The organism is Paenibacillus sp. EKM301P, assembly GCF_011800295.1.
GTDB classification, from domain to species: domain Bacteria; phylum Bacillota; class Bacilli; order Paenibacillales; family Paenibacillaceae; genus Paenibacillus; species Paenibacillus polymyxa.
Map to the genome: position 1 here is coordinate 170,904 of NZ_JAALFM010000006.1, position 25,835 is coordinate 196,738.

The 25,835-nt window shown below is 45.4% G+C and carries 25 protein-coding genes; 9 read left to right on the forward strand and 16 right to left on the reverse strand.

Translation table 11 applies throughout. The annotated features are described in order from the left end of the window. The first annotated feature begins 82 nt into the window (after positions 1-82). From nikA to HFD99_RS16390, 6 genes are read left to right on the forward strand one after another with little or no spacing between them, the layout of a single operon-like run. Entirely contained in the window at positions 83-1,618 is a 1,536-nt protein-coding gene (gene nikA / locus HFD99_RS16365) for a nickel ABC transporter substrate-binding protein (RefSeq protein ID WP_123797255.1), read from the forward strand. A gap of 1 nt (position 1,619) precedes the next feature. Further along, positions 1,620-2,564 (forward strand): nickel ABC transporter permease, encoded by a 945-nt coding sequence (nikB, locus tag HFD99_RS16370; protein WP_031461523.1) that lies wholly within the window; start codon positions 1,620-1,622, stop codon positions 2,562-2,564. Next, entirely contained in the window at positions 2,561-3,415 is an 855-nt protein-coding gene (nikC, locus tag HFD99_RS16375; protein WP_031461524.1) for a nickel transporter permease, read from the forward strand. Before nikB ends, nikC begins: the two co-directional genes overlap by 4 nt. A gap of 7 nt (positions 3,416-3,422) precedes the next feature. Further along, the gene (locus tag HFD99_RS16380) at positions 3,423-4,259 is read left to right on the forward strand and encodes an ATP-binding cassette domain-containing protein (RefSeq protein ID WP_025364968.1); all 837 of its coding nucleotides are present in this window, start codon (positions 3,423-3,425) and stop codon (positions 4,257-4,259) included. Then, positions 4,252-5,094 carry an ABC transporter ATP-binding protein gene (locus HFD99_RS16385; RefSeq protein WP_031461525.1) on the forward strand — a complete coding sequence of 281 codons (843 nt, stop codon included), beginning with the start codon at positions 4,252-4,254 and terminating at the stop codon, positions 5,092-5,094. Before HFD99_RS16380 ends, HFD99_RS16385 begins: the two co-directional genes overlap by 8 nt. Then, positions 5,061-6,371, forward strand: a complete 1,311-nt coding sequence (locus tag HFD99_RS16390; protein ID WP_025364970.1) for an MATE family efflux transporter — start codon at positions 5,061-5,063, stop codon at positions 6,369-6,371. Before HFD99_RS16385 ends, HFD99_RS16390 begins: the two co-directional genes overlap by 34 nt. Positions 6,372-6,492: 121 nt before the next feature. Here HFD99_RS16390 and katA read toward each other — a convergent pair whose 3' ends face one another. From katA to HFD99_RS16415, 5 genes are all read right to left on the reverse strand, one after another. Further along, the gene (gene katA, locus HFD99_RS16395; protein ID WP_016820798.1) at positions 6,493-7,950 is read right to left on the reverse strand and encodes a catalase KatA; all 1,458 of its coding nucleotides are present in this window, start codon (positions 7,948-7,950) and stop codon (positions 6,493-6,495) included. A 288-nt stretch (positions 7,951-8,238) separates the two neighbouring features. Next, positions 8,239-8,841 (reverse strand): adenylyl-sulfate kinase, encoded by a 603-nt coding sequence (gene cysC, locus HFD99_RS16400; RefSeq protein WP_017427014.1) that lies wholly within the window; start codon positions 8,839-8,841, stop codon positions 8,239-8,241. Positions 8,842-8,890: 49 nt separating this feature from the next. Then, positions 8,891-9,790 carry a TIGR02452 family protein gene (locus HFD99_RS16405; protein WP_123797257.1) on the reverse strand — a complete coding sequence of 300 codons (900 nt, stop codon included), beginning with the start codon at positions 9,788-9,790 and terminating at the stop codon, positions 8,891-8,893. Positions 9,791-9,795: 5 nt separating this feature from the next. Then, complete coding sequence (locus tag HFD99_RS16410; protein ID WP_016820795.1) at positions 9,796-10,278, reverse strand: NADAR family protein; 483 nt, start codon at positions 10,276-10,278, stop codon at positions 9,796-9,798. 30 nt (positions 10,279-10,308) lie between these two features. Continuing rightward, positions 10,309-11,214: an NUDIX hydrolase gene (locus HFD99_RS16415; protein WP_123797258.1), complete on the reverse strand. Its 906-nt coding sequence runs from the start codon at positions 11,212-11,214 to the stop codon at positions 10,309-10,311. 291 nt (positions 11,215-11,505) lie between these two features. Here HFD99_RS16415 and HFD99_RS16420 point away from each other — a divergent pair, with 291 nt between their 5' ends. Beyond that, a complete protein-coding gene (locus HFD99_RS16420; protein WP_017427018.1) occupies positions 11,506-11,817 on the forward strand; it encodes a hypothetical protein in 312 nt (103 codons plus the stop codon). Positions 11,818-11,920: 103 nt separating this feature from the next. Here the strand turns inward: HFD99_RS16420 and HFD99_RS16425 are convergent, their stop codons facing one another. Further along, complete coding sequence (locus tag HFD99_RS16425) at positions 11,921-12,256, reverse strand: AMP-binding protein (RefSeq protein WP_123797259.1); 336 nt, start codon at positions 12,254-12,256, stop codon at positions 11,921-11,923. A 176-nt stretch (positions 12,257-12,432) separates the two neighbouring features. Between HFD99_RS16425 and glsA the strand changes: the two genes are divergently transcribed. Beyond that, positions 12,433-13,371: a glutaminase A gene (gene glsA, locus HFD99_RS16430; protein ID WP_017427020.1), complete on the forward strand. Its 939-nt coding sequence runs from the start codon at positions 12,433-12,435 to the stop codon at positions 13,369-13,371. A 70-nt stretch (positions 13,372-13,441) separates the two neighbouring features. Here glsA and HFD99_RS16435 read toward each other — a convergent pair whose 3' ends face one another. Together HFD99_RS16435 and HFD99_RS16440 are read right to left on the reverse strand one after the other, a co-directional pair. After that, on the reverse strand, positions 13,442-14,308 hold the full coding sequence (locus tag HFD99_RS16435) for a VOC family protein (RefSeq protein WP_016820791.1): 867 nt from the start codon (positions 14,306-14,308) through the stop codon (positions 13,442-13,444). 49 nt (positions 14,309-14,357) lie between these two features. Beyond that, positions 14,358-14,771, reverse strand: coding sequence for a DoxX family protein (locus HFD99_RS16440; protein ID WP_016820790.1), 414 nt, complete (start codon positions 14,769-14,771; stop codon positions 14,358-14,360). Between the two features lie 271 nt (positions 14,772-15,042). Here HFD99_RS16440 and HFD99_RS16445 point away from each other — a divergent pair, with 271 nt between their 5' ends. Beyond that, on the forward strand, positions 15,043-15,582 hold the full coding sequence (locus tag HFD99_RS16445) for a helix-turn-helix domain-containing protein (protein WP_016820789.1): 540 nt from the start codon (positions 15,043-15,045) through the stop codon (positions 15,580-15,582). 116 nt (positions 15,583-15,698) lie between these two features. Here the strand turns inward: HFD99_RS16445 and HFD99_RS16450 are convergent, their stop codons facing one another. The 8 genes from HFD99_RS16450 to HFD99_RS16485 form a co-directional block, all read right to left on the reverse strand. Then, entirely contained in the window at positions 15,699-16,703 is a 1,005-nt protein-coding gene (locus HFD99_RS16450; protein ID WP_044786030.1) for a stalk domain-containing protein, read from the reverse strand. Positions 16,704-16,744: 41 nt separating this feature from the next. Then, entirely contained in the window at positions 16,745-17,866 is a 1,122-nt protein-coding gene (locus tag HFD99_RS16455; RefSeq protein WP_016820787.1) for a phosphodiester glycosidase family protein, read from the reverse strand. A gap of 218 nt (positions 17,867-18,084) precedes the next feature. Then, positions 18,085-19,551 carry a potassium/proton antiporter gene (locus HFD99_RS16460; protein ID WP_016820786.1) on the reverse strand — a complete coding sequence of 489 codons (1,467 nt, stop codon included), beginning with the start codon at positions 19,549-19,551 and terminating at the stop codon, positions 18,085-18,087. A 204-nt stretch (positions 19,552-19,755) separates the two neighbouring features. Beyond that, the gene (fumC, locus tag HFD99_RS16465; protein WP_019687365.1) at positions 19,756-21,144 is read right to left on the reverse strand and encodes a class II fumarate hydratase; all 1,389 of its coding nucleotides are present in this window, start codon (positions 21,142-21,144) and stop codon (positions 19,756-19,758) included. Between the two features lie 166 nt (positions 21,145-21,310). Then, on the reverse strand, positions 21,311-22,855 hold the full coding sequence (locus HFD99_RS16470) for a 2-isopropylmalate synthase (RefSeq protein ID WP_031461534.1): 1,545 nt from the start codon (positions 22,853-22,855) through the stop codon (positions 21,311-21,313). Between the two features lie 99 nt (positions 22,856-22,954). Beyond that, a complete protein-coding gene (locus tag HFD99_RS16475; RefSeq protein WP_117290242.1) occupies positions 22,955-23,665 on the reverse strand; it encodes a FadR/GntR family transcriptional regulator in 711 nt (236 codons plus the stop codon). 153 nt (positions 23,666-23,818) lie between these two features. Then, positions 23,819-24,838, reverse strand: a complete 1,020-nt coding sequence (locus HFD99_RS16480) for an aldose 1-epimerase (RefSeq protein WP_117290240.1) — start codon at positions 24,836-24,838, stop codon at positions 23,819-23,821. A 136-nt stretch (positions 24,839-24,974) separates the two neighbouring features. Then, positions 24,975-25,778 (reverse strand): MBL fold metallo-hydrolase, encoded by an 804-nt coding sequence (locus tag HFD99_RS16485; RefSeq protein ID WP_045244529.1) that lies wholly within the window; start codon positions 25,776-25,778, stop codon positions 24,975-24,977. Positions 25,779-25,835 lie beyond the last annotated feature (57 nt).

Below are 25,835 nucleotides of genomic sequence, written 5' to 3' on the forward strand. Positions count from 1 at the left end.
TACAAATCCTCCTCATTTGGTTACGATATGACTCACGGAGTAAAGCGTAAAAATTACGATTACTATTAAGGAGGACTCCCTGTTGTTTAAACGTTCATATTTCAAACTATTTATACCCGCGGTAATTGCGGTGATGATGACAGCCTGTGCTTCATCTCCATCAACTACATCCACATCCTCTACGGCACCACAAGATAAGAGTGTCACCTTATTGTTCAACGTGCAAAGCCCTTCTATTGATCCTCATACAGATATTAATTACACAGCCATTCGTGCTGGAGTAAATGAAACACTGATCAAAGTGAATAAGGATCTCAAGCTGGAAGCTTGGCTTGCAGAGAAATGGGATAGTAAGGACGGGCGACACTGGACCTTTAGCATCCGACCAGGCGTGAAATTCCATAGCGGGAAAGCCGTAGATGCCGCAGCTGTCAAAGCCTCTCTGGAAAGAGCGCTAAAGCTCAATCCATCGGTCAAAAATGCACTACATATCCGTGATATTCATGCAGAAGGGCAGATCTTGAGCATCACAACGGACAAGCCCTTCCCGGAATTTGTATCTGAGCTGGTTCATCCGAATACCGCAATTATGGACACCACAGCCACAGGTGACTTCCCATCGGGAACGGGGCCGTTCCAGGTTGCCAGTTTCCGTGCCGGAAGTGAACTGAATCTGGAGCACAACGAGCACTATTGGAACGGTGAAGTAAAGCTGAAACATGCCAAGTTCATGTTTAACGAAGACGCCAATGCACGTCAGCTTGCATTTCAAGCTAAAACAGCCGATATTGTGTACCGTCCGCCCATTGAAAGTCTGGAACTCTTGAAAGCTGATTCTACCGTTAAAGTTGACTCTCTCCCCAGCCTGCGGACGCACCAACTTATTTACAATATGAACAATCATGATCTGAAAAAAACAGCTGTGCGCAAAGCATTTGATCATCTGATCAACCGAGATGAGATTGCGAGCGGTATCATGTCTGGTCAGGGAACCCCTGCGCAAGGTCCGTTCTTGCCGGATTTTCCTTTTTCACCGGAATATATTACGAAAAAGTTTGATTTGAATGCGGCGCGAGAAGGCTTCAAAGAGGCTGGATATACAGTGCAGAACGGCAAAATTACGAATCCTGATGGCTCCCCCCTTCATTTTACATTGTTAACCTACCAGTCGAGAGCAGAACTCCCACTCATTTCGCAGCTAATTCAGGCTAACGCTAAGGAGCTTGGCATCACGATTGATATCCGTCAGGTTGATAATATTGATGAATATCTGGCCGCTCATCAGGATTGGGATTTGGCGACTTACAGTAACATTACAGCCCCGCGCGGCGATGCAAGCTACTTCCTGAATGCGGCCTATATGCCGGAGGGAGCATTGAATTACGGTCGTGTGCATATACCAGAACTCGAGCGTATGATTACACAACTGAACACAACTGTGAATGAGGAGCAGCGCAACAAGCTGGCGCTGAAGGCTGTCACGCTGATTGACCAAGAAAATCTGCAATCCTTTCTAGTTCATCCAAACAACGTAGTGGCCTATCGTAATTACGTACATAACTGGGTAACCAGCCAAAGTGAATACTATCTGCTGACCCAGGACTTGGATGTGAACTAGCATGTTTCAATCCATTGCCAAAAAGTTTCTGACGTTTATGTTGTTTTTTCTTATTCTTTCCTTTGTGAGCTTCTGTCTGCTTAAGCTTGTTCCGGGCGATCCCGTTCGGAGCATTCTTCGAGTAGATGATGTAGCTGTATCCAATCAGCAAATTGCAGATATGCGTAGCCAATTGGGGCTGGATCAGCCATTGCCTGTGCAATATGGTAAGTGGCTGGTTCAGTTGCTCCAGTTGGATTTTGGACAATCTTATTTAACCCATCGTCCAGTCTTGACAGAGTTTATAGAAAAGCTGCCTTATACACTCCTCCTGACTGGAGGCTCCCTGTTCATTATGCTGCTGATAGCTCTCCCGTTGGGCACATTGTCTGCGCTGTACCGTAACCGCTGGATTGACAGTGCCAGTCGTGTGTTTGCCTTAATTGGCTCCTCGATTCCCAGCTTTTGGTTAGGTCTTTTGTTTATCGAATGGTTTGCGGTTAAATTGCGTATTTTGCCGTCTATGGGAGACGGAACTATTTTCCATTTACTCCTCCCTTCTCTTACCCTCGGATTGGCAATGGCGGCTGTTTATGTACGAATGATTCGCGCAAGTCTGATTGAAAGCTCGGGGCAGGATTTTATCAAAGTAGCGCAAGCGCGTGGAATCAGTCCGGTTCGCATTTTTTTCAGACACATGTTCCGTCACAGCTTAGTTCCACTTATTACGGTGTTCAGCGAGAGCATTGGCAGCCTATTGGGAGGTACGGTGGTGATCGAAGTGCTATTCGCCTATCCGGGGCTTGGCAAATGGATTGTGGATGCAATTGCCGCGAGAGACTACCCCATTATACAGGGCTATACAATCTTTATGGCCGTATTCATTATATGTCTCAATATCTTGGTAGAGCTGTCCTACCGTTGGGTCAATCCTGAAATTGCTTTGAAGGAGAAACGTTTATCATGATAAAATCCGTACATGCGGAAAACAGGCAGTTCACCAGGGCACGATTGTCCAAAGCATGGATCGGATCACTTTCCATCCTGTTTATTCTTACAGCCATTACAGTCATACCCTTCTTAGCTCCGCAAGATCCGTATCATATCCAAATGGGAAGTCGACTTCAACCGATCAGCGCAATGCACTGGCTGGGAACCGATCATATGGGTAGAGATGTGCTGTCGAGAGTCATAGCAGGACTACGGACGACAGTCGGAACCAGTTTGTTGATTTTGATCGTTTCACTGGTTGTCGGGGTTCCCCTCGGTCTGCTGTCAGGATTTATTGGAGGCTGGGTGGATCGTGTATTTCAACGTGTAGTCGATGCCTTCATGACTTTGCCCGATTATATTTTTGCCATTGTGCTAAGCGGCCTGCTTGGACCAGGCTTAGGGAATCTTATATTTGCGGTGTCTGCAGTAAAATGGGTTGGTTATGCCCGCCTGGTGCGCAGTACCGTTCTGGCTGAAAAGCAAAAGGATTACATTTCGCTATCGATACTTGCGGGTACCTCCTCCCTGCGAATTGTCATGCGGCATATTCTCCCCCATGCCATTGGGAATGTACTGGTACTGGCTACGCTGGATATCGGCAAAATCATCTTAATGATCGCCTCTCTATCTTTTTTGGGCTTAGGTCCTCAGCCGCCCATTCCCGAATGGGGAACGATGTTGAATGAAGGGCGTGCATATTTTCAAATGGCACCCCATTTAATGCTTGGTCCCGGCATAGCTGTCGTACTCACCGTGCTACTGGCGAACGTGTTTGGAGACAAGCTACGCGACCGATATGATGTTAGAACCCGGTCAGAGGAGTGAACTATACATGCTGACTATTGAAGGCTTAACGATTCGGACAAAAGCAAAAACGATTGTAGAACAACTAGAACTTGCCATTCATCCGGGAGAATGGTGTGCTCTGGCAGGCGAAAGCGGCAGCGGTAAAAGCATGACTGCGTTCGCTATTGGCGGTCTCCTCCCCGCTTCTGTTAGCGCTGAAGGAATCATCATGTGGAATGACGAGAATTTGCTTGCCCTACCTGTTAAACAAAGACGTTCCTTGCTTGGCAGTGAAATATCTTACATTTTTCAAGATTATCACGGGGCTTTTACACCTTTTTTACGTGTGGGCAGCCAACTCGACGAGCTGATGTGTGCTCACGGCAAGCAAGACCGTAAAGCGCGTAAACAGCGTTGTATCGAGGTGCTTGAGCACGTACAGCTTCCCGCCGAACGTGTGTACCGCAGCTATCCATTCGAGCTCAGTGGCGGTCAATTGCAGCGAGCGGCTATTGCAGCTGCACTGCTTCTAAAGCCAAAGCTGCTTATTGCCGACGAGCCCACAACTGCGCTGGATACGCTGACTGCACACCGAGTACTCCAGCTCATTGATCAAATCCGGATGGAAACGGGAATTTCCGTCTTGTGGATTACTCACGATCTACGGCATGTACGGAAGTATGCGGATCGAATTGCAGTAATGCGTACAGGTGTTTTGGTTGAAGCTGGCCAAACGCAAGCGGTGCTAGACCATCCAGTCCATCCCTATACGCGTCGCTTGCTGGCGGCTATTCCGCCGCTGTCTCCAGGCGCTCCTTCGCGTTTGCCATGCAATAGCACTGATGAACAGCTTGCACCGGGAAGGAGCATATTACATGAATAATCAAGCCGCCTGCGCTCAGTGGCAAGACAGCTCTAATCCTGTTGTTACCGTCTCCGGTTTGACGAAGGCTTACACTGGGGGCAAAACTGTGCTGCACGATGTTACTCTGTCGGTCTTGCCCGGAGAATGTCTGGGTGTTGTCGGAGAAAGCGGCAGTGGGAAAAGCACACTCGCTCGCTGTATTTTGACATTGGACCCGTTTGAACAAGGTGAGCTTAGATTGGGCGGACAGTCCATTCGAGGATTAAAGCGAAGTGAATTAAAACGGATTCGCAGCAGACTGGGGGCGGTATTTCAACATCCATCCGCAGCTTTGAACCCCAGACTAACCATTCTGCAATCACTGCTGGAGCCATTGGATCAGCTCAAGTGCTATGTTCCTTCCTTTATGGCGGGTTTGCCCTCCGGACGTCGGAATATAGCAGAACAGCTGTTAGGTATGGTAAAGCTTCCGGCCAGCTATCTGGATAAGTTCCCACATCAGCTCAGTGGTGGGGAAAAGCAGCGTGTAACCATTGCACGTGCCATTAGCACAGAACCGGATTTTATCGTATTGGACGAGCCGACTGCAAGTTTGGATGTGACCACACAAGCCACGGTTTTGAATCTGCTTAAGGATTTGCAGGATGAGTTTGGACTGGCTTATCTGTTTATCTCGCATGATCTGGCGGCTGTGCACTTTATGAGTGATCGAATCATGGTTATGAAAGATGGCCGTGTGCTTGAGCATTTTTCCAAGGAATCATTATTTCATTCGGATCGGCATCCCTATACACAATCGTTACTGGAGGTTTTTTCAACATGCTGCCTTCCCACCGAGCCTATCTTGCTTTAGCAATCCCTTTAATTATTTCGACGATTACAACCCCGCTACTCGGTGCGGTGGATACAGCAGTAATCGGTCATTTAAGCCACTCTGCCTATTTAGGCGGCGTGGCAGTCGGTACTCTTATTTTCAATACTTTATATTGGCTGTTTGGCTTTCTGCGAGTCAGTACGTCAGCTTTCACAGCACAAGCCGCAGGGGCACAAAATAACGATCAAGGCATTGCTGCTCTCATGCGCCCACTTGCCATAGCTCTACTCATTAGTGCAGTATTTATTGTATTGCAAAAGCCCATTCTGCTAGCTTCTCTCCAGCTCATCCATCCAGCTCAGGATGTGGCAGAGCAAGCAGCAATTTATTTTAACATCCGTATTTGGGGAGCACCCCTTACATTAGTGAACTATGTGCTGCTCGGATGGCTGATGGGATTGTCCCGCGTGAAGGCTACACTATTTTTACAAATATCCATGAATGTGATTAATATGCTATTAGCTATTGTATTTACACAGATCATGCATTGGAATGTCGCTGGGGTTGCAAGCGCTACTCTGATTGCAGAAGCTCTTGCATGTGTATTGGGTCTTGTACTGGTGTTCCGTTCACCGATTTGGAGAGAATGGAAGCGCAGCGGACAGAGGAATTGGCGAGAATGGTTCGGTGCCTCAGAGTTAAAAAGTGTCATGGCGACGAACCTTGATCTCATGATTCGTACTGCCTGCCTGTTGACGATGTTTAATCTGTTTACGGCGCGCAGTGCGAGCTTTGGAACCGATCAATTGGCGGCAAATGCTATTTTGTTGCAGATCCATTACATTATGGCTTACTTTTTTGACGGGTTCGCCAACGCCAGTAGCATCATGACGGGACAGGCTCGTGGTGCCGGAGATCGTAAAATGCTGCAGAGAGTTATTCATTTATCCTGGTTCTGGACACTGGTTACCAGTGTAGTGACAGGAGGATTGTATCTTGCACTGAAAGAGCCGCTGATCTCGCTATTTACAGGGAATACTACAGTGATTAGCCTGACAGCTCCTTACAATGGGTGGCTGGTGGTCTTTCCCCTAGCAGCCGGGCTGGGACTGGTATTCTACGGTGTGTTTACAGGGATGACGGTAACGTATCCGATCCGTAATTCGATGCTGATTTCACTGGTCTGCTTTTTGATTGCTCTCTTCTGGTGCGTTCCTCATTATGGGAATCATGGACTTTGGTTATCCTTTATCATCTTTGCCCTGGGACGGTCACTGTTTCTGGTGGTTTACTTACCTCGGTTGAAGAGAATTTAGTAGCCCCTGCTTTACATGACTCTCAAAAACAAAGGATGTCCCCTCCACCATATATGTGGTGTGGGGACATCCTTTTATTATTTATTCATACGGCTTTCAGGTTAGGCGTTTGCCAATCCTTCTACTCGCCTTGTGGTACGGTCAAGCTCAGACCATCCGCTACACGACGCCCGTATTCAGGATCAGCTTTATAGAAATGACCGATCTGACGCAGTTTGATTTCATCACTTTCTACAGGCTTCATGGCATTTACAATGTTTCGGACCAGACGTGAGCGCTCCTCTTCACTCAGCAAGCGGTACAGGTCCCCTGGTTGTGTGTAGTGATCGTGATGATCGTAGGCTACACTTTGTGCCTCGCCAGACACTTCAAAAGGAGCAATTTTGTGAGCAGATGATTCTTTCGGTCCGCCGAGACTATTCGGCTCGTAATAGACAGATCCCCCGCCATTACCGTCACTGCGCAATGCACCATCGCGTTGATAGTTGTGAACTTCCGCATGCGGCCGGTTGATTGGCAACGCATTATGGTTTGCACCTACACGGTAGCGATGTGCGTCACCATAGGCAAACAGGCGTCCTTGCAGCATCTTATCCGGGGAAGCCTCAATACCAGGAACAAATGAACCTGGCGAGAATGTCGCCTGCTCTACCTCAGCAAAGTAGTTCTCAGGATTACGATTCAGCACCATGCGCCCTACCTCGATCAGCGGGTAATCCTTTTGAGACCATACTTTGGTCACATCAAATGGATCAAAACGGTACGTATCCGCATCTTCTATGGGCATAATCTGCACATAAAGTTTCCATGCTGGGAAATCGCCCTTTTTAATCGCATTAAACAAATCTTGTATATGATAATCCGGGTTTTCACCGGCAATTTTCGCAGCTAAATCCACATCGAGATTTTGTATACCTTGTTCTGTTTTAAAATGATATTTCACCCATACGGCCTGTCCCTCGGCGTTCACCCACTTGAACGTGTGGCTGCCAAAACCATGCATATGTCTAAGTGTAGCGGGAATACCGCGATCAGACATGAGAATACTTACCTGATGCAGCGATTCAGGAGACAAGGACCAGAAATCCCAGACCGCATTCGGGTTTTTCAAATGCGTTTGGGGGTGACGTTTTTGCGTATGAATAAAGTCAGGAAATTTAATGGCATCCCGAATAAAAAAGACAGGTGTATTATTGCCCACGAGATCATAGTTTCCTTCTTCTGTATAAAACTTTACCGCAAATCCACGTGGATCGCGTACAGTATCGGACGAGCCTAGCTCACCTGCCACAGTAGAAAAACGGATAAACATCGGTGTACGCTTACCCACTTCGGACAAAAAGCTTGCTTTTGTATATGAAGACAAATCATTAGTGACTTCAAAATATCCGTGTGCCCCCGCACCTTTGGCATGAACAACCCGTTCCGGCACACGCTCCCGGTTAAAATGCGCCAATTTTTCCAGCAGATGCACATCCTGAATTAGTACAGGCCCCCGTGAGCCTGCTGTAATCGAATTCTGATTATCTCCAACAGGAGCGCCCCAGCTTGTAGTCAGGTTCGTTGGTTGGTTACTCATAATTGAAATCACCTCTTGATTGAATTGGTTGACCTTGTGCCTTTCACTATAAATTGTGCACAAACAAAAATCAATACTTTTTTATAATAATTATAATTTAGGATTTAGAATTAGTTTAAAATCACAAATAAAAAAGCAAGCCCCTTAAGGCTTGCCGTAATATAGTGCTGTATTTATTTACAATAAAGTGACTTCAATTTCTATATTCTGAAATGATCGCATTGATCACTTCTTTAGGTTTTGCTATAGAGACTTTCAGACAATATTCATATAGAATTCATCATAAAATCATAATAAGAGCTGCTTTCTATCGAGAAAATCCAAAATATCCTGTACCGACTGCTTTACCTCCCGGCCTTCCGTAGATACGATTAAATCAGGTTCCAGCGGTACTTCATATGGAGCATCAATCCCTGTAAAATGTTGGATTTCTCCAGCTCTTGCTTTCTTGTACATGCCTTTTGGATCACGACGCTCGCATTCCTCTAGACTGCATCGGATATAAATCTCGTAACAGCCCTCCTGCTGTAAAATGTCCTTTACCATTTCACGATCCTCACGATAAGGCGAAATGGTGGCGCAAATCGTTAGAACACCCGCATGGGCCATTAGCTTGGACACTTCGGCTATACGACGAATATTTTCTTTGCGGTCAGCGGGCAGGAAACCCAAATTGCGATTCAAACCATGCCGAACATTATCCCCATCCAAAATAAATGTACGTATACCTCTTGCATATAACGCTTTTTCGAGTGTGGAGGATACCGTTGACTTTCCCGAGCCAGACAGCCCCGTAAACCAAAGCACCGGACTCTTATGTCCATTCAGAAGCTGTCGAGCTTGCTTATCCACTTCTGATACATGCCAGGTAATGTTGGAAGATGGGTTCATTCAGCACTCTCCTATTTCATCAGTATTAATGTTTAATCTGTCTCTAACATCAGGATAGAGCATTTTTAAAACTGTTTAAAGTACGCTGCTCTGTTTTGTGGTCCAATACCGCAAAGACAACCCGTTTAAACAGGAATCCATATCCTTCAGTTACAAGTACTTGCTTAAACCAACTGGCTACCTCCTCCGGCTTATTGCGGAATACTCCACAACCATAAGCACCAAGCACAAGATGTTCTACACCGTTTTGCATGGCCATTCCCAAAATGTAACGAATGCGCTCCAACATAACTTCTCCAATCCGATTGACCTGCTCTGGCTCCCGTTCATGCACGACTCCAGCATTCACAGCAGGCGCGGTCAGGAAATCGACTAGATACGGCTCTTCCAGCAATGTTCCCTGATCATCCCGAAATACAGGAACTTGAGGAGAATAAATCATATAATCTGAATAAAAACAGCTCCGCAGCTTCCGATTATGTTGGTACATTTCCTCCATTTGTGAAATACAAGGATACAGTGCTGACGAACGAGCCAAGCTTTCCTCTTGAGCCTGACTGCCTCCAAGGAATCCGCCCCCGGGGTTTTTGGCTGATGCAAAATTCAAACAAGCTACGTGTTCCCGCTTCTCCTCGACCTGGAGTCTATGTGCGGCCTGCAACGTACTTTCTCCCGTTACTTCCATCTTTTTAATGATCGCCTGTTCGACTACATCGGAAGAAGCTCCTAATATACTTTTTATTCTTTGCTCTGCATCTTGCTTTATCGCTACCAGTTGAGAAGGTCTATATAGCTTCGAGCCTGTGACCGCATTCCCTACCTCTTTTGCTATATTTACTTGTACCTGTTTGGTATTTGTATAATGCCCATTCTCTAAAATGGATAATGTTTCATGCGCCATATGTGACCTGGCATCCCGCTTACTTCGGGAATTCATTGTGTTTTTCATGGTGACTAATCCTCCTTTTGCAATAGATCTTCACGTAAATTCGTCAATATTTCCCCCAGCCAGTTCGTACCCCGCCATAGCTTCCGGTGCCGTATACGAGCATCATTTTCAGCTAAACCTACACCCCAAATGGTATCCGTAGGACTAGCCTCAACCAGAGTAGTTCCCTTCGTTTTAAGCAGGTGCTTGAGCAAATTCGTATTTTGGGTGAACTTGGCATAATTTCCGTCATACACAAATTGCTGGCAATTTGCTTCCCATAAGGATTGGTCAAATCCGCGCACACTGCGACCACGGGCTTTTTGCTCCCTTGGGGTAGGGGCTTGCATAATTTTCAGAGCTGCCTCTTCATCTCCGAAAAGCTGCGCTTTTTTTAGCATCATATATTGCTCAGCACAGTTAAACTCCAATCCATCTACGACAAATTCACAAGGGTACCATTGCGAAAATGGTGAATGACTGCGATAAAAAAATGTAAACTTCTCCATGACTAATCCTCATTTCTTCTTCCTTTTATGCTATATAAAACGTGACCGTGGCTTAAATCGGTATAGCTTGGACGGACGATGTCCGGCCGCCTTCCTGTATTCATTGGTTTCTTCCACGAGATCTGCTATTTTACGACGAAAAGCCGCGGCTAACAGCTCTTTACCTAAAATAATTTCATACACCTGTTGGAGTTCACTCAGTGTAAACAGAGCTGGCATCAGGTGAAACGCAATATCTGTGTATTCAATTTTGCTGCGTAGACGCTCAATACCGTACGCAATAATTTTGGCATGATCAAAAGCAATTCCCTGTGTCTCCAGCACTTCTCGCTTGATTTCTATGGTTTTCCCTTTAAGAATTTCAGTTACTTTCACTTTGGCTGTTAAAAGGATGTCCGCATGCTTCAATGTAATGTCAATGTTTTGCTCCCACGTATAACCTTCAGGTTGATTCGTCCGCGTCTCCTGAGCCACACTGTAATCCAGCTCAAACCATTGAGCATCTGCGGCATCATCTCCTGCCTGTACCTCCAAGGATTCATGGTCTACTAACGCCATGTAAGCGCAGCTGATCACCCGCATACGCGGATCACGTGCTACATCTCCCCAAGTGTACAGCTGCTCCATATAAATCTGATCCACATTGGTTTCAGTTTTAAGCTCACGGCGTGCAGCCTCTTCCAGGCTTTCATTCATGCCTACAAAACCGCCGGGCAACGCCCATTGCCCTATAAAAGGATGCTCTCCTCTTTGGATCAAGAGGAGCTGAAGTGTTTTCTCCGGTAGCTTACGGTAATTCTGCTGGAGCTGATCCATTACAGTAAATAGCAGCATATCTACCGTTACGGATGGACGCTCATATTGATTAGCATCATAAAGGGCCAAAAATTGCTCCTCCGTCAAGCCACTGTCGTTGTATTTCGATCTATCTGTCACTTGTGTCACCTACCTGCTCATATTTGGGACATCATCGCTTTTCCTTCAAAAGCAACGAATGCTCTATGTAAATTTTAATTTAAATCATTTGATAAAAACAAAATGTTAATATCAATACATTAATATATAATTAGCACTTCGTCAATAGGGTGTATAGACCTATTTTTGGTCATGTGATAGTACTATTAGACTGTTTACTGAATTTTACTTGTTGCTTATTGTCATATCATGTATGATGTTTTGGACAATATAGGAAACACAACATACTAAACACGTAAGGAGAAGATCCAATTGTCTAACCCGTCTAACCCGTTTAATCCGCAATACAATCAACAAGGAGCACCGTCCAGACCTGCCCCTGTTTACCCGCCACCTGTTTCATTCAAGGAGTGGATGATCAGCTTACTCCTGATGGCAATACCAGTAGTTGGAATTGTTATGCTGTTTGTGTGGGCTTTTAGCGGCTCGACAAATCCGAGCAAAGCGAACTACGCTAAAGCAGGCCTGCTATGGGCCGCTATTGTAATTGTTATCTATATCATTATGGCTGTTGCTCTATTGCCTGCGATCATAAGCTCATTAAATTCCAGCAGCTATTATTGATTTCTAGTACATAGCAAAATAACCTTCTGATGAATCCAATTGAATCATCAGAAGGTCTTTAAACTAAAACTGTCGACCCTGTCGGCAGTTTTTTTACTTCACCTTACTTCACTTTACTTGTACCAAAGGTCATCGGTTTCAAGCTCTTGTAGACTGTGCAAAAACGATCTTGAGTTATCGACATAAAGTTCGGTATCGATATAGTCAATGAGCATTCGACCATGATCCCGACGGGCTCGTCCTTATCTACACCTTTGACCCGCAAAGCATGTGCAAGCTGATTGGCCTGTTTGTTCAGATCAGCATATGTCAAGTGCTTGTCCCCAAGTACAACCGCCACATGGTCCGGTGTGCGCTCAACCTGCTCCTCAAACAACTGATGAATCGTTTTCTCCCGTGGGTAATCCGCTAACATACCATGTAACATGCTCAACTTCATCTCCTTCTCCTGTCAGCCATAATCCAGATATTACAATAGTTTGGGGATTTAACTGGAGAAAAAGAAATGACATCAGAGCTTGTTTTTCGACTGAACATTTCTTTAAAATAAGTATATAGCTACTTCTTGCTCTACAATAAATACCACAGATTGGTTACTCGACTGGAGGAAAAGAAATGACATCGGAGTGGCAGAGACTACAGACCAAACTGCCGGAATGGGTAGAACAAAGCCGTCATGAGTATATTCATGGCAAGGTAGCAGCGTATATTCCCGAACTGTCCAAGGCCCCGGCCGACGCGCTGGGTATTGTGGTCATGAACGGTGCGGGTGAGACCGTGGTAGCCGGAAATACGGAAATCCAGTTTACGATGCAAAGCATCTCAAAGGTATTTACGCTCATTCTGGCCTTGATGGATAATGGAGAGGACGTTGTCTTCTCTAAGGTAGGTATGGAGCCTACCGGAGACCGTTTTAATTCCATGCTAAAGCTAGAACTAGTCGAGCCGGGGATTCCATTTAACCCACTGATTAATGCCGGAGCAATCGCGGTCTCCTCTCTGATTCGCGGAAACAGTCCAGAAGAGAGATTTGCCCGTGTTCTTCAATTTTTCCGTCTGCTTACTCATAATGACACATTGGAATATGATCAGGATGTCTACGATTCAGAATCAGCCACAGGCCATTTGAACCGTTCCCTTGCTTATTTTCTAATGGAAAAGGGGATTTTAAGAGGTCATGTGGAGGATGTGCTTGACGTCTATTTCAGACATTGTGCTGTCAAATTAAACTGTACAGATTTAGCACGTATGGGACTCATACTAGCCTACAACGGCCGTGATCCGGTCACAGGTATACCTTTAATCCCCCGTCGCTATGTACAGATCGCCAAAACATTTATGACAACATGCGGTATGTATGACGCCTCTGGTGAATTTGCCATTCAAGTCGGACTCCCTGCCAAAAGCGGCGTATCTGGCAGTATAATGACGATGGTACCTGGACGATACGGCATCGGGTTAGTGGGGCCTTCATTGAATCGTATGGGCAACAGTACAGCGGGGGTACACTTGCTGGAGACAATGTCCCGCGATTTGGATTGGAGTTTGTTTTAGGATATAAAAAAGGGTATTCCCAGCCAGTACGGCTCATAGGAATACCCTTTTCTGTTACGTTCTTGCTATGTTAAATGGTTTGACCCTGAACCAATTTGATTTGAATACGGAACGGGTCAGCCACATACAAGGCCCCATCACGTTCTTGTAATCGATAACCTGCCGCAGTCAAACGAGCAGTAATGGCATCCAATTCTTGTTGGTCTGGAACATTCAGTTCAAAATAATCCAATCCAGCAGCCTGCTCGGGAGCTGGTGGCGCTCCTTCACCTGCCCATATATTTAAGCCCATATGGTGGTGGTAACCACCTGCGGAAACGAACAAGGCTGAAGATCCATATCGGCATGTAATGTCAAAGCCAAGCACATCGCAATAAAATTGCTGTGCTGTGAGCAAATTAGACACATGGAAGTGAACATGCCCAATTACCGTTCCCTGTGGCAGTCCCTGCCAAGGTAAGTTTTCAGAAATGGCAATCAGGTCTTCTGCATCCACAGGTCCAGTTCCCATCATGTAAAATCCATTTGCATCTTTTTTCCATTGATTACGAGGACGATCCGCATAGATTTCAATTCCGTTATTATCGGGATCATGGATGTATAATGCTTCACTTACATCATGGTCTCCCTGTCCGATTTCAATCTCATGAGCCAGCAGATTACGCAAAGACAAACCCAGAGCTATACGATCTGGTAGAAGAATAGCAAAGTGATACAATCCGGCTGCAGACTGGCGCGGCAGAATAACTGCATTTTCAATATAGTTAAGAATCAGTAGCGCATGCTTTCCGTCAACAGTCAATTCAGCGGTATCCGCTGTTTGACGTAGAAGCTGTAAACCAATGACCTCAGTGTAAAATTGAATAGAGCGCTCCAAGTTACTAACTTTTAATGAAACCTGCCCGATTTTAGTGTTGTCATGAATATGTGCTGTCATGAGATTTCCCTCTTTCTACATGGATTGGAGGACTAAGGCTTAATCAAATTTATTGTTCTGTTGACCCACGACGGCTGAACAAAGAATCCAGAGACCAGCGAGTTGTCGGCGCAAATACGAGATGAAGAGCTACCAGAATAAAAGCAATATCCAGCTCATAGCCAGCGCCTTGACCATTCCCCATCAACCCGCCGGACAATTTGGCCGTGAAAATAGCGCCGATCAATACAATAACTAAAAGTCCGGATACATAGCGAGTAAGCAATCCAAGAATTAATGCAATCCCGCCGACCAACTCAATCACCGCAACGACATAACCTAAAAATCCTGGGACACCAATGCTGGAAAACCAGCCTGCAACATTACCCAATCCCATTTGGAATTTAGCAATTCCGTGCGCCAAAAACAAAATTCCGAGCGCCACCCGCATAATTGTAGAAACATTTCTGCTTGCTGAACTCATCTTTATCTCTCCATTCTGTTTGTTTTAATACACTCATACAAGCGTATATGAATAATTAATTTATATTACTAATAATTTAGCCAAAAAAATAATGACGTCCGAATCTATACTGCAACACATAAGTATGAATTACACTCAAATTATTAGTAATAGTAATAATTATTTTGTAATGTGAATTTAGCATAAGAAACTATAGTCTGTCAACAAATTATTTGGTATGATGAATAATAAATTAGTATATATTATATTTCCCTAAAAGGAGGAACGCTCTATGGGTATAGGATGCAACATTCGTGCGGCTCGTAAACGTAAAAATTTATCCATCCAGCAAATCTGCGAACGAACCGGTCTATCTCAAGGATTTATGAGTCAAGTCGAAAATAATAAAACCTCCCCTTCCATCGCTACATTGGACAGCATCGCTAATGCGCTGAACGTACCTCTCGCTTTTCTGCTTCTTAAAGAAGAGGAACGGATGCAAGTGATTCGTAAGGACGAGCGTCGTAAAACATTGTATGGTAAAAACAAACTCCAGGTCGATCATTTGGGTGGTCAGGGTAATGTCAAAATGATGCTGGTGGACATGCCGCCAGGCTCATCTACAGAAGAAGAACATGCTCATGCAGGGGATGAGATTCATTTTATTTTGGAGGGTACGGTATACGTGGAGCAGGGTGAGGATTCAGCTACTCTGGAAGCAGGAGATTCCTTTAGCTGGAGAGCAGCCATCCCCCACTATGCCAAAAATGTTGGAGAAAACAACGCGCGTATTCTGATCTCCGTGTTTCTCGAAGCAGAAAATGACGCCTAAACAAGATTTGAGCATATCACAATATTCATTACCCATTTCATTGTAAAAAGCGTGTACCGGGAAGTTAAATTAACTTCAACGATACACGCTTTTTTGTAGTAGCTACTCTGCTAAACTTATCCCATCGCCTGCTGGGCATCTGTACGTGATTCCCACGGCAGCTTAAAGGTTTTCATGATCTGCTTGGCATTGGCTGGGAGCCCGCTTACCGGATCACCCGTCGTACCCAACAACTCTTCTTTTTTATCCGTAGTAATACGCCCATAATAAGTAGAGCTGCTGTCCCCCCATCCTGTAGTATACTCGTAGATCAGCGGCTTATTTAATTTCGGATAGGTTCCCCACTGATCTTTGGCTTTATTAGCCAAAAACAGCTCCAGTGGATCGTATTCCATCGTAAAGGTTTTATCAAAGGGAGCTCCCACATACCCTTGATAGGTAACAATCGGAAAACCGTCCTTCACTTCAACCAGACTCAGCACATCCCCGTTCACTGTAAAATACCGCAATGCTTCGCCTTGGGGGAACATATAGACACTGGACAGCAGCTCAGTGTTAGGACGATGTTCTTCTATATAAGGATGGACAGAACGTCTTTCTAAGTGGATTAATGCTTCACGTGCTGCCACGAGATCTCCCTCATATATTTGTTCTTTTAGTTTACCGTGAATCGGTGGCTGGATCTGAATCTGTGTATTTGTCTTCTCTAACGTATAACCTAAATCAAGCGATACATCTCTAAGAGGCACATATACGTCTTTACCTACAACCTCAAATGTAAGCTGCTGCTTGCTCTTACGTAATCGCTCCTTAAGAACTAAGGGTTCTGCCCACTTTTGCAGCGTGACCTGCTTTTTTTTAGCATCCCAATGGTAGCTTGCACCTACAGCTTCAGCCAAAGGTTTAAGCGGTACCATGAGCTTACCGTCAATCAATAGAGATTTGGTCTTGTTGTTTAAGGGTTGACCGGCTATAACAATATCTGTTAGTTGTGTTGATTGAGGTGCTGTGGTTCCCTGTTCAGCCGCTTCGACTTCTCCTTGGTGCATTGTTGTCAAGAGCAATGGTAGCATCAGCAAGGCGACAAACAATCGCTGAAATCCTGTTCGATCTAGCTTCATTATGAGTCTCCGTTCACTTAATAGACTTGTTCATTCCGGCTCTATTTCTTTTTGGCTGCGTCAATGTCTCCAGGTCTCATCCCTGCCCAGATGTTCGGAATACTGACGGTCTCTGGATGCTCAAATACGAGAAACGCAGTCGGCAAATATCGTTCTCCGTATTCAGAGGAAGGCTTGTTGACAATGGTGTTATCCTTGACGAGCACCGTTGATGAACCTCCATCCAAATTAGCACCGATAACCGCTCCATGCTTAAGTAAAATATTTTGCATATCATACAAGTTGGCACCTATGCTGTACCCAGGCTGGCGACCGTCGACGGTTACGAAAAGGATTGCCCCGTCTGCTCTCTGTCCCATCGCGGTACGGGGAGCAATGCCCCATCCCTCGCTTGCATTGCGAATCAGACCTTTTCCATTCACAATTAGGCGTGGTTGGAAAGTAACCGCTTCTTGCACATTCATTTTGGACAACTCGGACAACGAATAGTGACCGGCTATCATTTTTCCCTGTTTATCAATACCTACGATTTGAACAGAGGCATTTTTACCCATATCGTTGTAGTATATCTGGCCCTGAGAAATGACAACACCAATCGGTTTAAAGCCATTTCCGTTCCAGTTGGGATCAGCGAATCCACCGCCGTTTACACCAGCAACGGCCCCCAAACGCTCGACCATACTAGATACATGTTCTCCCCGGCCGACTTTAGCAGGAACCCCGAGCCTAATTTTAGTGGGGTCATGCACCGTCATAACATAGCCATGATAGTTACGACCCGATACCTCTTCCACTTCAACCAACGGCGTCTGTTGTACTTTAGTAGGTATCAGATCAGGCAGATTGATTGTATGTCTATCCTTTTCCTCTCCCATCTCTTCGAACCGGGCCGAATATTCAGCCACGCGCTTCTTCGCCTCTGCTTCGCCGATAAAATATTTCGCCCAGTGACGATGCTGAGTCGTAATCAGCGTATCCGCAGCCAAATAGCGCATCTCCTTGCCAGAAGGGGTTAAAAACAACCATGCACCGCCCCCAATTCCTGCTAACAGGAATACAATAAAAAGTCGCAACATAAAGCGACCAAATTTTCCTTTTCGTTTCTTTTTCTTATTTTTCTGCCTGCGAGCTGCTGCACGCTGTGGCAAGACTTCCGGTTTCATTCATCATCTCTCCTGTTTGGTGACTTCTATCGTATTTCTTCACTATTGCCCATCAAATGATCAGTAGCGATAGGCTGCGACATCTAACGACAATATCATAAACTAATTTTGTAGAATGATAGTGTCAATTTTTTAACAGATTCATCCACTCTTAAAAAGAATACAGCAAAAAGCCCTTCACATAAATGTGAAGGGCTGTAAATAGGGGGATATCCTATTTACGGAGCAGCCTCCGGTTCGAGTAGCATGAACAGCTCTTTCATCTGCTGGCGCTTAAGTTTGGGACTAAGCACATACAAAGTATCGCCCGGTTCAATCACAGTTGTACCTCTCGGGGCAATAATTTGCTCGTTCCGAATAATGGCTGTGAATAAGATGTCTTCAGGCAGCTGTATATCCTGAATCGCCTTGCCGGCTATCGACATCCCCTTTTGTACCTGAATGTGGTTGATTTCCGAAGTGGTTTTTCCCAAAGAAACTAATTCCAACAGTGAAGGCGACGATGTCTCGTTAGGGTCCATCAAGCCAAGCTTCACCGCTAGCCACGAGATCGTGGTACCTTGAATAATCGCAGAGGTGAGCACAACGAAAAATACGACATTAAAAAACAAAGGTCCTACATCCATTTCGTCCAGTAATGGATAAGTTGCTAGTACAATGGGTACCGCTCCCCGCAGTCCTGCCCAGGATAACAGTGTCTTCTCGCGAACAGAGTACCTGGAAAAAAGCAAGCTTAGGAACACACCTATTGGACGAGCCACCAGCATGAGGATGAAGGAGAGCGCCAAACTTTGCCACGCAATGCCCAGCAATTGATCGGGAAAGACCAATAGGCCGAGCAAGACAAACATCATAATTTGCACCATCCAGGCGAAGCCATTGTTAAAATGAATAATGGATCGCTTGTAGGTCAAGTCGGAATTTCCCAATACAATGGCCATGACATATACCGCCAGCAATCCGCTCGCCTCCAGTAACGATGCCGCCGCATACGTCAAGACTGCAAATGCCAATGCCATTACAGGATACAAACCGGATGAATCAAAATTCATTTTATTAATCGCATATACACCTAAGCGTCCGAGTACAAAACCAACGGCTAGACCAAAACCCATTTCCCATAAAAACAACAAGATATGTATCCAAATGGATTGCTCAGGGTGATGTATCAGTTCGATCAATGTTACTGTGAGAAATACAGCCATCGGGTCATTACTGCCGGATTCCGCTTCAAGCGTCGAGGTAATTCGCTTTTTGATGTTTTTACCTCCTAAAACGGAAAACACAGCTGCCGCATCTGTCGATCCGACAATAGCGCCAAACAGCATGGATTCCATCCAGCTTACGCCTAAAATAAACTTGGCGCACACGCCAATGACTACAGTCGTGATGATGACCCCTAACGTTGATAATGACAACGCAGGTCGAATTACTGGCTTAACATCTGTAAACTTTGTCTGCATCCCGCCTTCAAACAAGATTACAATGAGCGCGAGAATGCCCACCAGCTGTGTGATAAAGGCATTATCAAAATAAATAAACTGACTGAGCACCATGCCTACAGCAATAAACAAAACGAGCGCAGGCATACCGAAACGGCTGGAAAATTTGGTAGTCAGCACACCGACCAGCAGCAAGCCGGACAGCAAAAGCACAATCAAATTAATCACGGTTGTCTGTTCCATACGGCTTCTCCTATCTTGAAAATAAATGTTCATTTTTTCGCCTTCTAACTATATACCCTCAAATCACACAGAATACTAATCATAAGTAAAAAAATATATGAGAAAATCAAAAAATCCAGCTCATGGTCTGTGCTAAATTCCGCACTCCACAAGCTGGTTTGTACATTTTTTTAAAATTTCTCAAGCTGTACCCGTTCGTCGTGCTTAGGCTTTGGGCTGAATCATATGTGCTGGTACAACATATTGGTCGAACTGCTCTTCCGTCAGCAGTCCACTGCGGAGTGCCGCTTCCTTTAGAGACAGCCCTTCTGCATGTGCAAGTTTAGCGATTTTAGCAGCATTTTCATATCCAATATGTGGATTCAATGCTGTCACCAACATTAGTGAATTATTCAAATTGTGCTCAATCTTGGCGAGATCGGGCTCGATGCCAACGGCACAGTTGTCATTAAAAGCAATGATGGAATCGGCCAGTAGATGAACTGATTGCAAAAAGTTGTATATGATTACTGGCTTAAACACATTCAGTTCAAAATTACCTTGACTTGCTGCAAAGCCGATAGCTGCATCATTACCCATGACTTGCGTAACGACCATCGTCAGTGCTTCACTCTGGGTCGGATTTACCTTACCTGGCATAATGGAGCTACCCGGCTCGTTAGCAGGAATCGTGATTTCCCCCAAGCCGCTTCGCGGACCACTAGCCAGCCAGCGAACATCATTGGCGATTTTCATCAAATCCGCAGCTAGCGCTTTGATTGCTCCATGTACAGCCACCACTTCATCGTGACTGGTCAGCGCATGAAATTTATTAGGTGCAGAAGTGAACGTTTTGCCAGTGAAGCCGGAAATTTCCGCAGAGGTTCGGGAACCAAACTCTGGATGAGCATTAATTCCTGTGCCCACTGCTGTTCCGCCAATCGCCAGCTCCTTCATATATTGAACCATGTCGACGATCATCCGCTTGCTTTTATCCAGCATGGCATACCAGCCGCTAATTTCCTGACCCAGTGTAAGTGGTGTAGCATCCTGCAAATGGGTTCGACCAATTTTGATAATATCCTTGAACTGTTCTGACTTCTGTTGAAAAGTCTCTTTCAGCTTATCAATGGCAGGCAACAAACGGTCCTCGACGGCAATGACACCCGCTACATGAAGCGCTGTAGGAAACGTATCATTTGAGCTTTGCGACATATTCACATCGTCATTCGGATGCAGCTTCGCATCTTTTCCCTGTTTTTGTAACCATTCACTGCCCAGATGAGCAATCACTTCATTGACATTCATATTGGACTGCGTACCGCTCCCTGTCTGCCATACAACCAATGGGAAATGGTCATCCACTCGTCCAGCTAGAATTTCATCCGCTGCATAAATAATGGCATCCTGTTTTTCCTGAGATAGCTTACCCAACTTATAATTGCTGATCGCCGCACTTTTTTTGAGTACCGCGAACGCCTGAATGACCTCTAATGGCATTTTCTCCGAGCCAATCGGGAAATTTTCCTTACTGCGCTGTGTTTGCGCTCCCCACAAACGATCTGCCGGTACTTTGATTTCGCCCAACGTATCCTTTTCAATGCGGTAGTTCAACTCATTTCCTCCTCTTGGCCTATGTAATTCAGACAAAATATGGTGATCTTCTTTGCCTATTATACATTAAATTTCAAATGTTATCATATATTTTGCAAGCGCTTTTTTACGATAAGGTTAAGAGGAGATAGAAGAAAAAATTCAGCTATGAGCTTGATTACCAGCCTCAGCTAATCGTGATGTTGCTTTTGGCATGCACTTCTTTTCTGCCCAGTAGCTTGTTTAGTGCGTCGATATAAGCTTTAGCGCTAGCTTCCAAAATATCTGTACTAGTGCCTCTTCCCAGTGCTGTGTACTCACCTTGCCTCAAAATAGCGTGAACTTCCCCCAACGCATCTTTGCCATACGTTACAGACTGGATGGAGTAATCCTCCAACTCCACCACTTCACCACTAGCCTTGTCAATCGCATGAAAAATCGCATCTACAGAACCATTACCCATCGCAACTTCATCAATTGATGTGCCATCTTGCTTATTCAACCGTATAGAGGCGACTGGAACCGACTGATTACCATAGGACACCTGAATAGAATTTAGTGTGTAAATTTGAGGTGAGCCATTGCGGCTTTCATCCATCAGGACAAGTAAATCCTCATCCAACACCTGTTTTTTCTTATCTGCCAAGGCTTTGAATTTGCGAAATGCAGCCTGAAGTTGTTCCTCTGTCAAAACATCAAACCCCATGTCCGCCAGTTTTTCCTTAAACGCATGACTTCCCGAATGCTTGCCTAATACAAGTTTACTGGTCTTCAAACCAATGCGCTCAGGAGACACGATCTCATATGTTGTACGCTCCTTTAGCATTCCGTCCTGGTGTATACCGGACTCATGTGCAAATGCGTTGGCCCCAACAATGGCCTTGTTCCCCGGTACCGACATTCCAGTACGTTTGCTTACCAGTCGACTGGTAGCATATAGTTCCTCCAAAACCAGACTCGTTTGTGCACCATAGAGATCGGTTCTCGTGTCAAGGGCCAGTGCGACCTCCTCGATAGGTGTATTTCCGGCTCGCTCGCCAATACCATTAATGGTACCTTCAAATTGATCTACACCGTTACGGATAGCTGCCAGCGTATTAGCTGTTGCCATCCCAAGATCATCATGACAGTGTGTGCTAAGCTGTATTTTTTCAATACCTGGTACTTGTTGTTTTACGATTCTAAACATTTCTCCAAACTGATCTGGCGAGGCATAACCTACGGTATCCGGTAAATTGACGACGGTCGCTCCAGCGCGAATTGCCATATCTACAACTTCACAAATAAAGTCCAACTCGGTACGACTGGCATCCTCTGCCGAAAATTCTACCTTGCTGAAATACTTACGTCCATAACGAATGGCAGCAGCAGCGGTCTCTAATACCTTCGCTTTATCCATTCGTAGCTTATGCTGACGATGAATAGGTGAGGTAGCCAGGAACAAGTGAAGACAAGCGTCCTCCGCTCCCCGTAGAGCTTCTCTGACCGCATCTATATCCTGCTCTTTCGAGCGTGCAAAACCAACCAGTGTTGCTTGGGTGACCTGTTTGGCAATCTCCTGCATGCTGATGATCTCACCAGGTGAGGTTGCCGGAAAGCCGGTCTCAATCCGATCTACGCCTAATTTTTGAAGCTGAAGAGCGATTTCCACCTTTTCTGTGCTGGTTAAGCTAACTCCTGGTGATTGTTCTCCATCTCTTAACGTTGTGTCCAACACCCATATTTTGCGCATACAGATACCACCTTTGGTTTGATTTTAGGAGATGCTCAAAGTAGAAGGTTTATACATCGTTTTATTCATCCGATCATCTGATGTTTAGGATTAAAAAAATTAGGAACTTCCCATATGCTTTTGCAGCTCCAGCTTGGTGCCGTCCAAATGCTGAATACTATATAGCTCTGCAGCCTTACCATCCTGATCCAAAATCGCTTCATAAATTTTTTCATGCTGAAGTGTAAAATGATTTGGCATCGCCGGATCGGTAATCAGATTGCTCAGCGCCTTGCGAATAGCCTCTACAAAGCTGCGGTATACGTCCGTAAGCACCTTATTGCCTGTAGCTGCTGCAACAGCCAAGTGAAAAGTGATATCCGCATCCAAGTACCCATTCATATCTCCAGCGGTCAATGTCGCAGCTCGACGGTCCAGTGCCTCTCGCATCAAGCGTAAATCTTCGTCATTACGACGTAACGCAGCTAATCTGGCAATCTCCAGTTCCAGCACGCTCCGCACTTCATAAACTTCAATAATTTCAGCACGGCTTAGTCGGTAATCCAATGGTTCTTGAGAAGTCGTCGGTTGGCAGACAAAGGTCCCGTGTCCTTGCTTTTTCTCTAATAGACCGGCATGCACCAGTACGCTAACCGCCTCCCGAACTGTAGATCGCCCGACTCCAAATAGCTTCATAAGCTCGGGCTCGGTTGGAATCTTAGTGCCTACATTCCATTCACCAGCAGCAATTTTTCGTTGCAACTGCTCAGCCACTTCATCTGCAATTTGCTTGCGTTTAACAGCTTGAAAAGGCATCATTCCATGATTCATCTGATCATCTCCTGTTTAGTATCATACTATGACACATTGCTTTTCTGCAACCTTTTTCATAATCTTTCTTAGTGGTCTTGTAACTGCAGCCTTAGCAATCGAAAAAGCCTGCACCGTTCACCACGATGCAAGCTTATTTGGATAAAGAACATATTAAGATTTCGTTTTATTCGGAGTAACACAATACAGACGGCTGGTTGTTTCAAAAATATGTCCCGGAGCCAGTGCAATTAACCCGATGTCTTCCGCAGGCAAGTCTGATCGATTCGGTGCATTGATCATGTTCATTTGCGGTTCAGGACAGATGAATTCCTGGTTCGCTTTGTTGTTCCAGATCATCCAGTGCTTATAAGCAGTGCCTACATCGTATACAAGGGTAGCACCTGTCTTACTGTGTGTGAGTTCCATATAGTTACGTCCATTTTGCGGAGCCGCCGTATAATGATTATCCATAGAGGCAAAATAAGGGCTAACTCCTGTTGTCTTCATCAGTTCCTCTTCCGGGGATAAAGGTTGGAACTGTCCAGTGGCCAACAACCGATCTGTCAGCTCACGCCGCTCACCGATCGTAACCTTAATCTTGTAATCCTCAGGCGAGCTATCAGGTACAAACGGTACCCGAATGGCTGTGTGAAAGGCAAACAAGTTGGGAATCGGCTGATCCCCCTCGTTATGGATCACATAACGCTGATGCAGGCCAAATTCGTCAAGGCTGTACGTCAGCTTCATCGTAAAAGTGAAGGGTAGATAACGGAACATAGGATGCCCTTCCCTTACATGCTGATTCATTACCACATAACTACCTTGCTCCCCGGAACCGTAATCCTCAACCTCCCACCGAACGGTGTGTAAAAAGCCGTGCAAATGGTTATGGGTAGCCTCTTCATTAATTGGCAGCTCATATGTAACACCATTCCACAGGAATTTTCCATCCTCATATCGATTCGGAGGGTACAAGAAAGGAATTCCGTAAACGGATGGGCTTTGCTTAAAAACCTCTATGCTCTCAGCATCCGGCTCACGTAAAAAAGAATATCCCGTCTCATTGTCACGAAAAGAAATCAGATTTGCGCCGTTTCCTGGCAGGGCAACCGCTTCATATCGTCCAAATTTAAGACGAATCGCCGGTATTCCATAATAAAGATCACCAATTGCAGTATGCTGTTGTGTCATCAAAAATCCTCCTTGATGAAATGACGATGTTTAATGAAAGCGTTTAGCTTTTGGCTTGACTATACCATGTCCAGCAAAAAAATTCCACGTCCACGCAAAAAAACGATGCCCCGTAAGGCATCGTCCTTCACACATATTACACATAACGTCCCTGTTTGGGTACTGCCATGTGTTCAAAATTTCCAGCCAGCTTTTCCAACTGATCAGTCAGCTCGGTACCTTGCATGAAATGTCCATGCCCTGTAACTGCAATTGCAGGCTTTAAGCCGGCTAACATCTTCACTGACCGCTGTGCAGCTTGCCAATCTGTTGTAAAATACGCAGGCGGTCCGTGGATTTCTTTTTCCTGTAAAAGCACAGCCAAGGCCGATTCCTGCTTTACCGTGATAAAAGCGTCACCAGCCACCATTAAGCGTCTCCGCTCATGAAAAAGCGATACATGACCAGGCGTATGTCCTGGTGTATGCAGCCACTTCCAACCAGGGGCGCCGGGGACACTACCATCTTGGGGCAAGGAGGTGATGCGATCATCGAGATCTATAGCATCATTGGGGTACAAGAAGGAAATTCCCGACATCAAGCCTCCCCCCACACTAGGGTCAGGTTTTTGATAATCTTTCATTCCCGTTAAATAAGGTAATTCCAAAGGGTGTGCATAAACAGGTGTACCCCAATGCTGAACCAACTCAATAACCGAACCTACATGGTCAAAATGACCGTGAGTAAGCACAATAGCAACCGGAGGACCCGTAAACCGTTCCTCAGCTAGGCGTATAATCGAGTCTGTGAATCCTGCCATCCCCGTATCCACCAGCACCCAGGATCGGCTTCCCGGCTCTCCGATAAAACACACATTTACAAACAGCGTCCGTAAGCTCAGGAGATCGGGAGCAGCCTCTTCATTTGCCGTCATTCCTTCGGTGAACAGATGATTTGCCAAAGCTTCACCCTCCTATTCACATGGAATTTCCTGTTATACTCGACCTTTAGGCTTCCC

Excerpts from the sequence above, each read along its gene's own strand:
- nikB (WP_031461523.1), top strand. The coding sequence starts at position 1,620 with ATGTTTCAATCCATTGCCAAAAAGTTTCTGACGTTTATGTTGTTTTTT.
- nikC (WP_031461524.1), top strand. The coding sequence starts at position 2,561 with ATGATAAAATCCGTACATGCGGAAAACAGGCAGTTCACCAGGGCACGA.
- HFD99_RS16380 (WP_025364968.1), top strand. The coding sequence starts at position 3,423 with ATGCTGACTATTGAAGGCTTAACGATTCGGACAAAAGCAAAAACGATT.
- HFD99_RS16385 (WP_031461525.1), top strand. The coding sequence starts at position 4,252 with ATGAATAATCAAGCCGCCTGCGCTCAGTGGCAAGACAGCTCTAATCCT.
- HFD99_RS16390 (WP_025364970.1), top strand. The coding sequence starts at position 5,061 with ATGCTGCCTTCCCACCGAGCCTATCTTGCTTTAGCAATCCCTTTAATT.
- katA (WP_016820798.1), bottom strand. The coding sequence starts at position 7,950 with ATGAGTAACCAACCAACGAACCTGACTACAAGCTGGGGCGCTCCTGTT.
- cysC (WP_017427014.1), bottom strand. The coding sequence starts at position 8,841 with ATGAACCCATCTTCCAACATTACCTGGCATGTATCAGAAGTGGATAAG.
- HFD99_RS16405 (WP_123797257.1), bottom strand. The coding sequence starts at position 9,790 with ATGAAAAACACAATGAATTCCCGAAGTAAGCGGGATGCCAGGTCACAT.
- HFD99_RS16410 (WP_016820795.1), bottom strand. The coding sequence starts at position 10,278 with ATGGAGAAGTTTACATTTTTTTATCGCAGTCATTCACCATTTTCGCAA.
- HFD99_RS16425 (WP_123797259.1), bottom strand. The coding sequence starts at position 12,256 with ATGAAGTTGAGCATGTTACATGGTATGTTAGCGGATTACCCACGGGAG.
- glsA (WP_017427020.1), top strand. The coding sequence starts at position 12,433 with ATGACATCGGAGTGGCAGAGACTACAGACCAAACTGCCGGAATGGGTA.
- HFD99_RS16435 (WP_016820791.1), bottom strand. The coding sequence starts at position 14,308 with ATGACAGCACATATTCATGACAACACTAAAATCGGGCAGGTTTCATTA.
- HFD99_RS16440 (WP_016820790.1), bottom strand. The coding sequence starts at position 14,771 with ATGAGTTCAGCAAGCAGAAATGTTTCTACAATTATGCGGGTGGCGCTC.
- HFD99_RS16445 (WP_016820789.1), top strand. The coding sequence starts at position 15,043 with ATGGGTATAGGATGCAACATTCGTGCGGCTCGTAAACGTAAAAATTTA.
- HFD99_RS16450 (WP_044786030.1), bottom strand. The coding sequence starts at position 16,703 with ATGAAGCTAGATCGAACAGGATTTCAGCGATTGTTTGTCGCCTTGCTG.
- HFD99_RS16455 (WP_016820787.1), bottom strand. The coding sequence starts at position 17,866 with ATGAAACCGGAAGTCTTGCCACAGCGTGCAGCAGCTCGCAGGCAGAAA.
- HFD99_RS16460 (WP_016820786.1), bottom strand. The coding sequence starts at position 19,551 with ATGGAACAGACAACCGTGATTAATTTGATTGTGCTTTTGCTGTCCGGC.
- HFD99_RS16470 (WP_031461534.1), bottom strand. The coding sequence starts at position 22,855 with ATGCGCAAAATATGGGTGTTGGACACAACGTTAAGAGATGGAGAACAA.
- HFD99_RS16475 (WP_117290242.1), bottom strand. The coding sequence starts at position 23,665 with ATGAATCATGGAATGATGCCTTTTCAAGCTGTTAAACGCAAGCAAATT.
- HFD99_RS16480 (WP_117290240.1), bottom strand. The coding sequence starts at position 24,838 with ATGACACAACAGCATACTGCAATTGGTGATCTTTATTATGGAATACCG.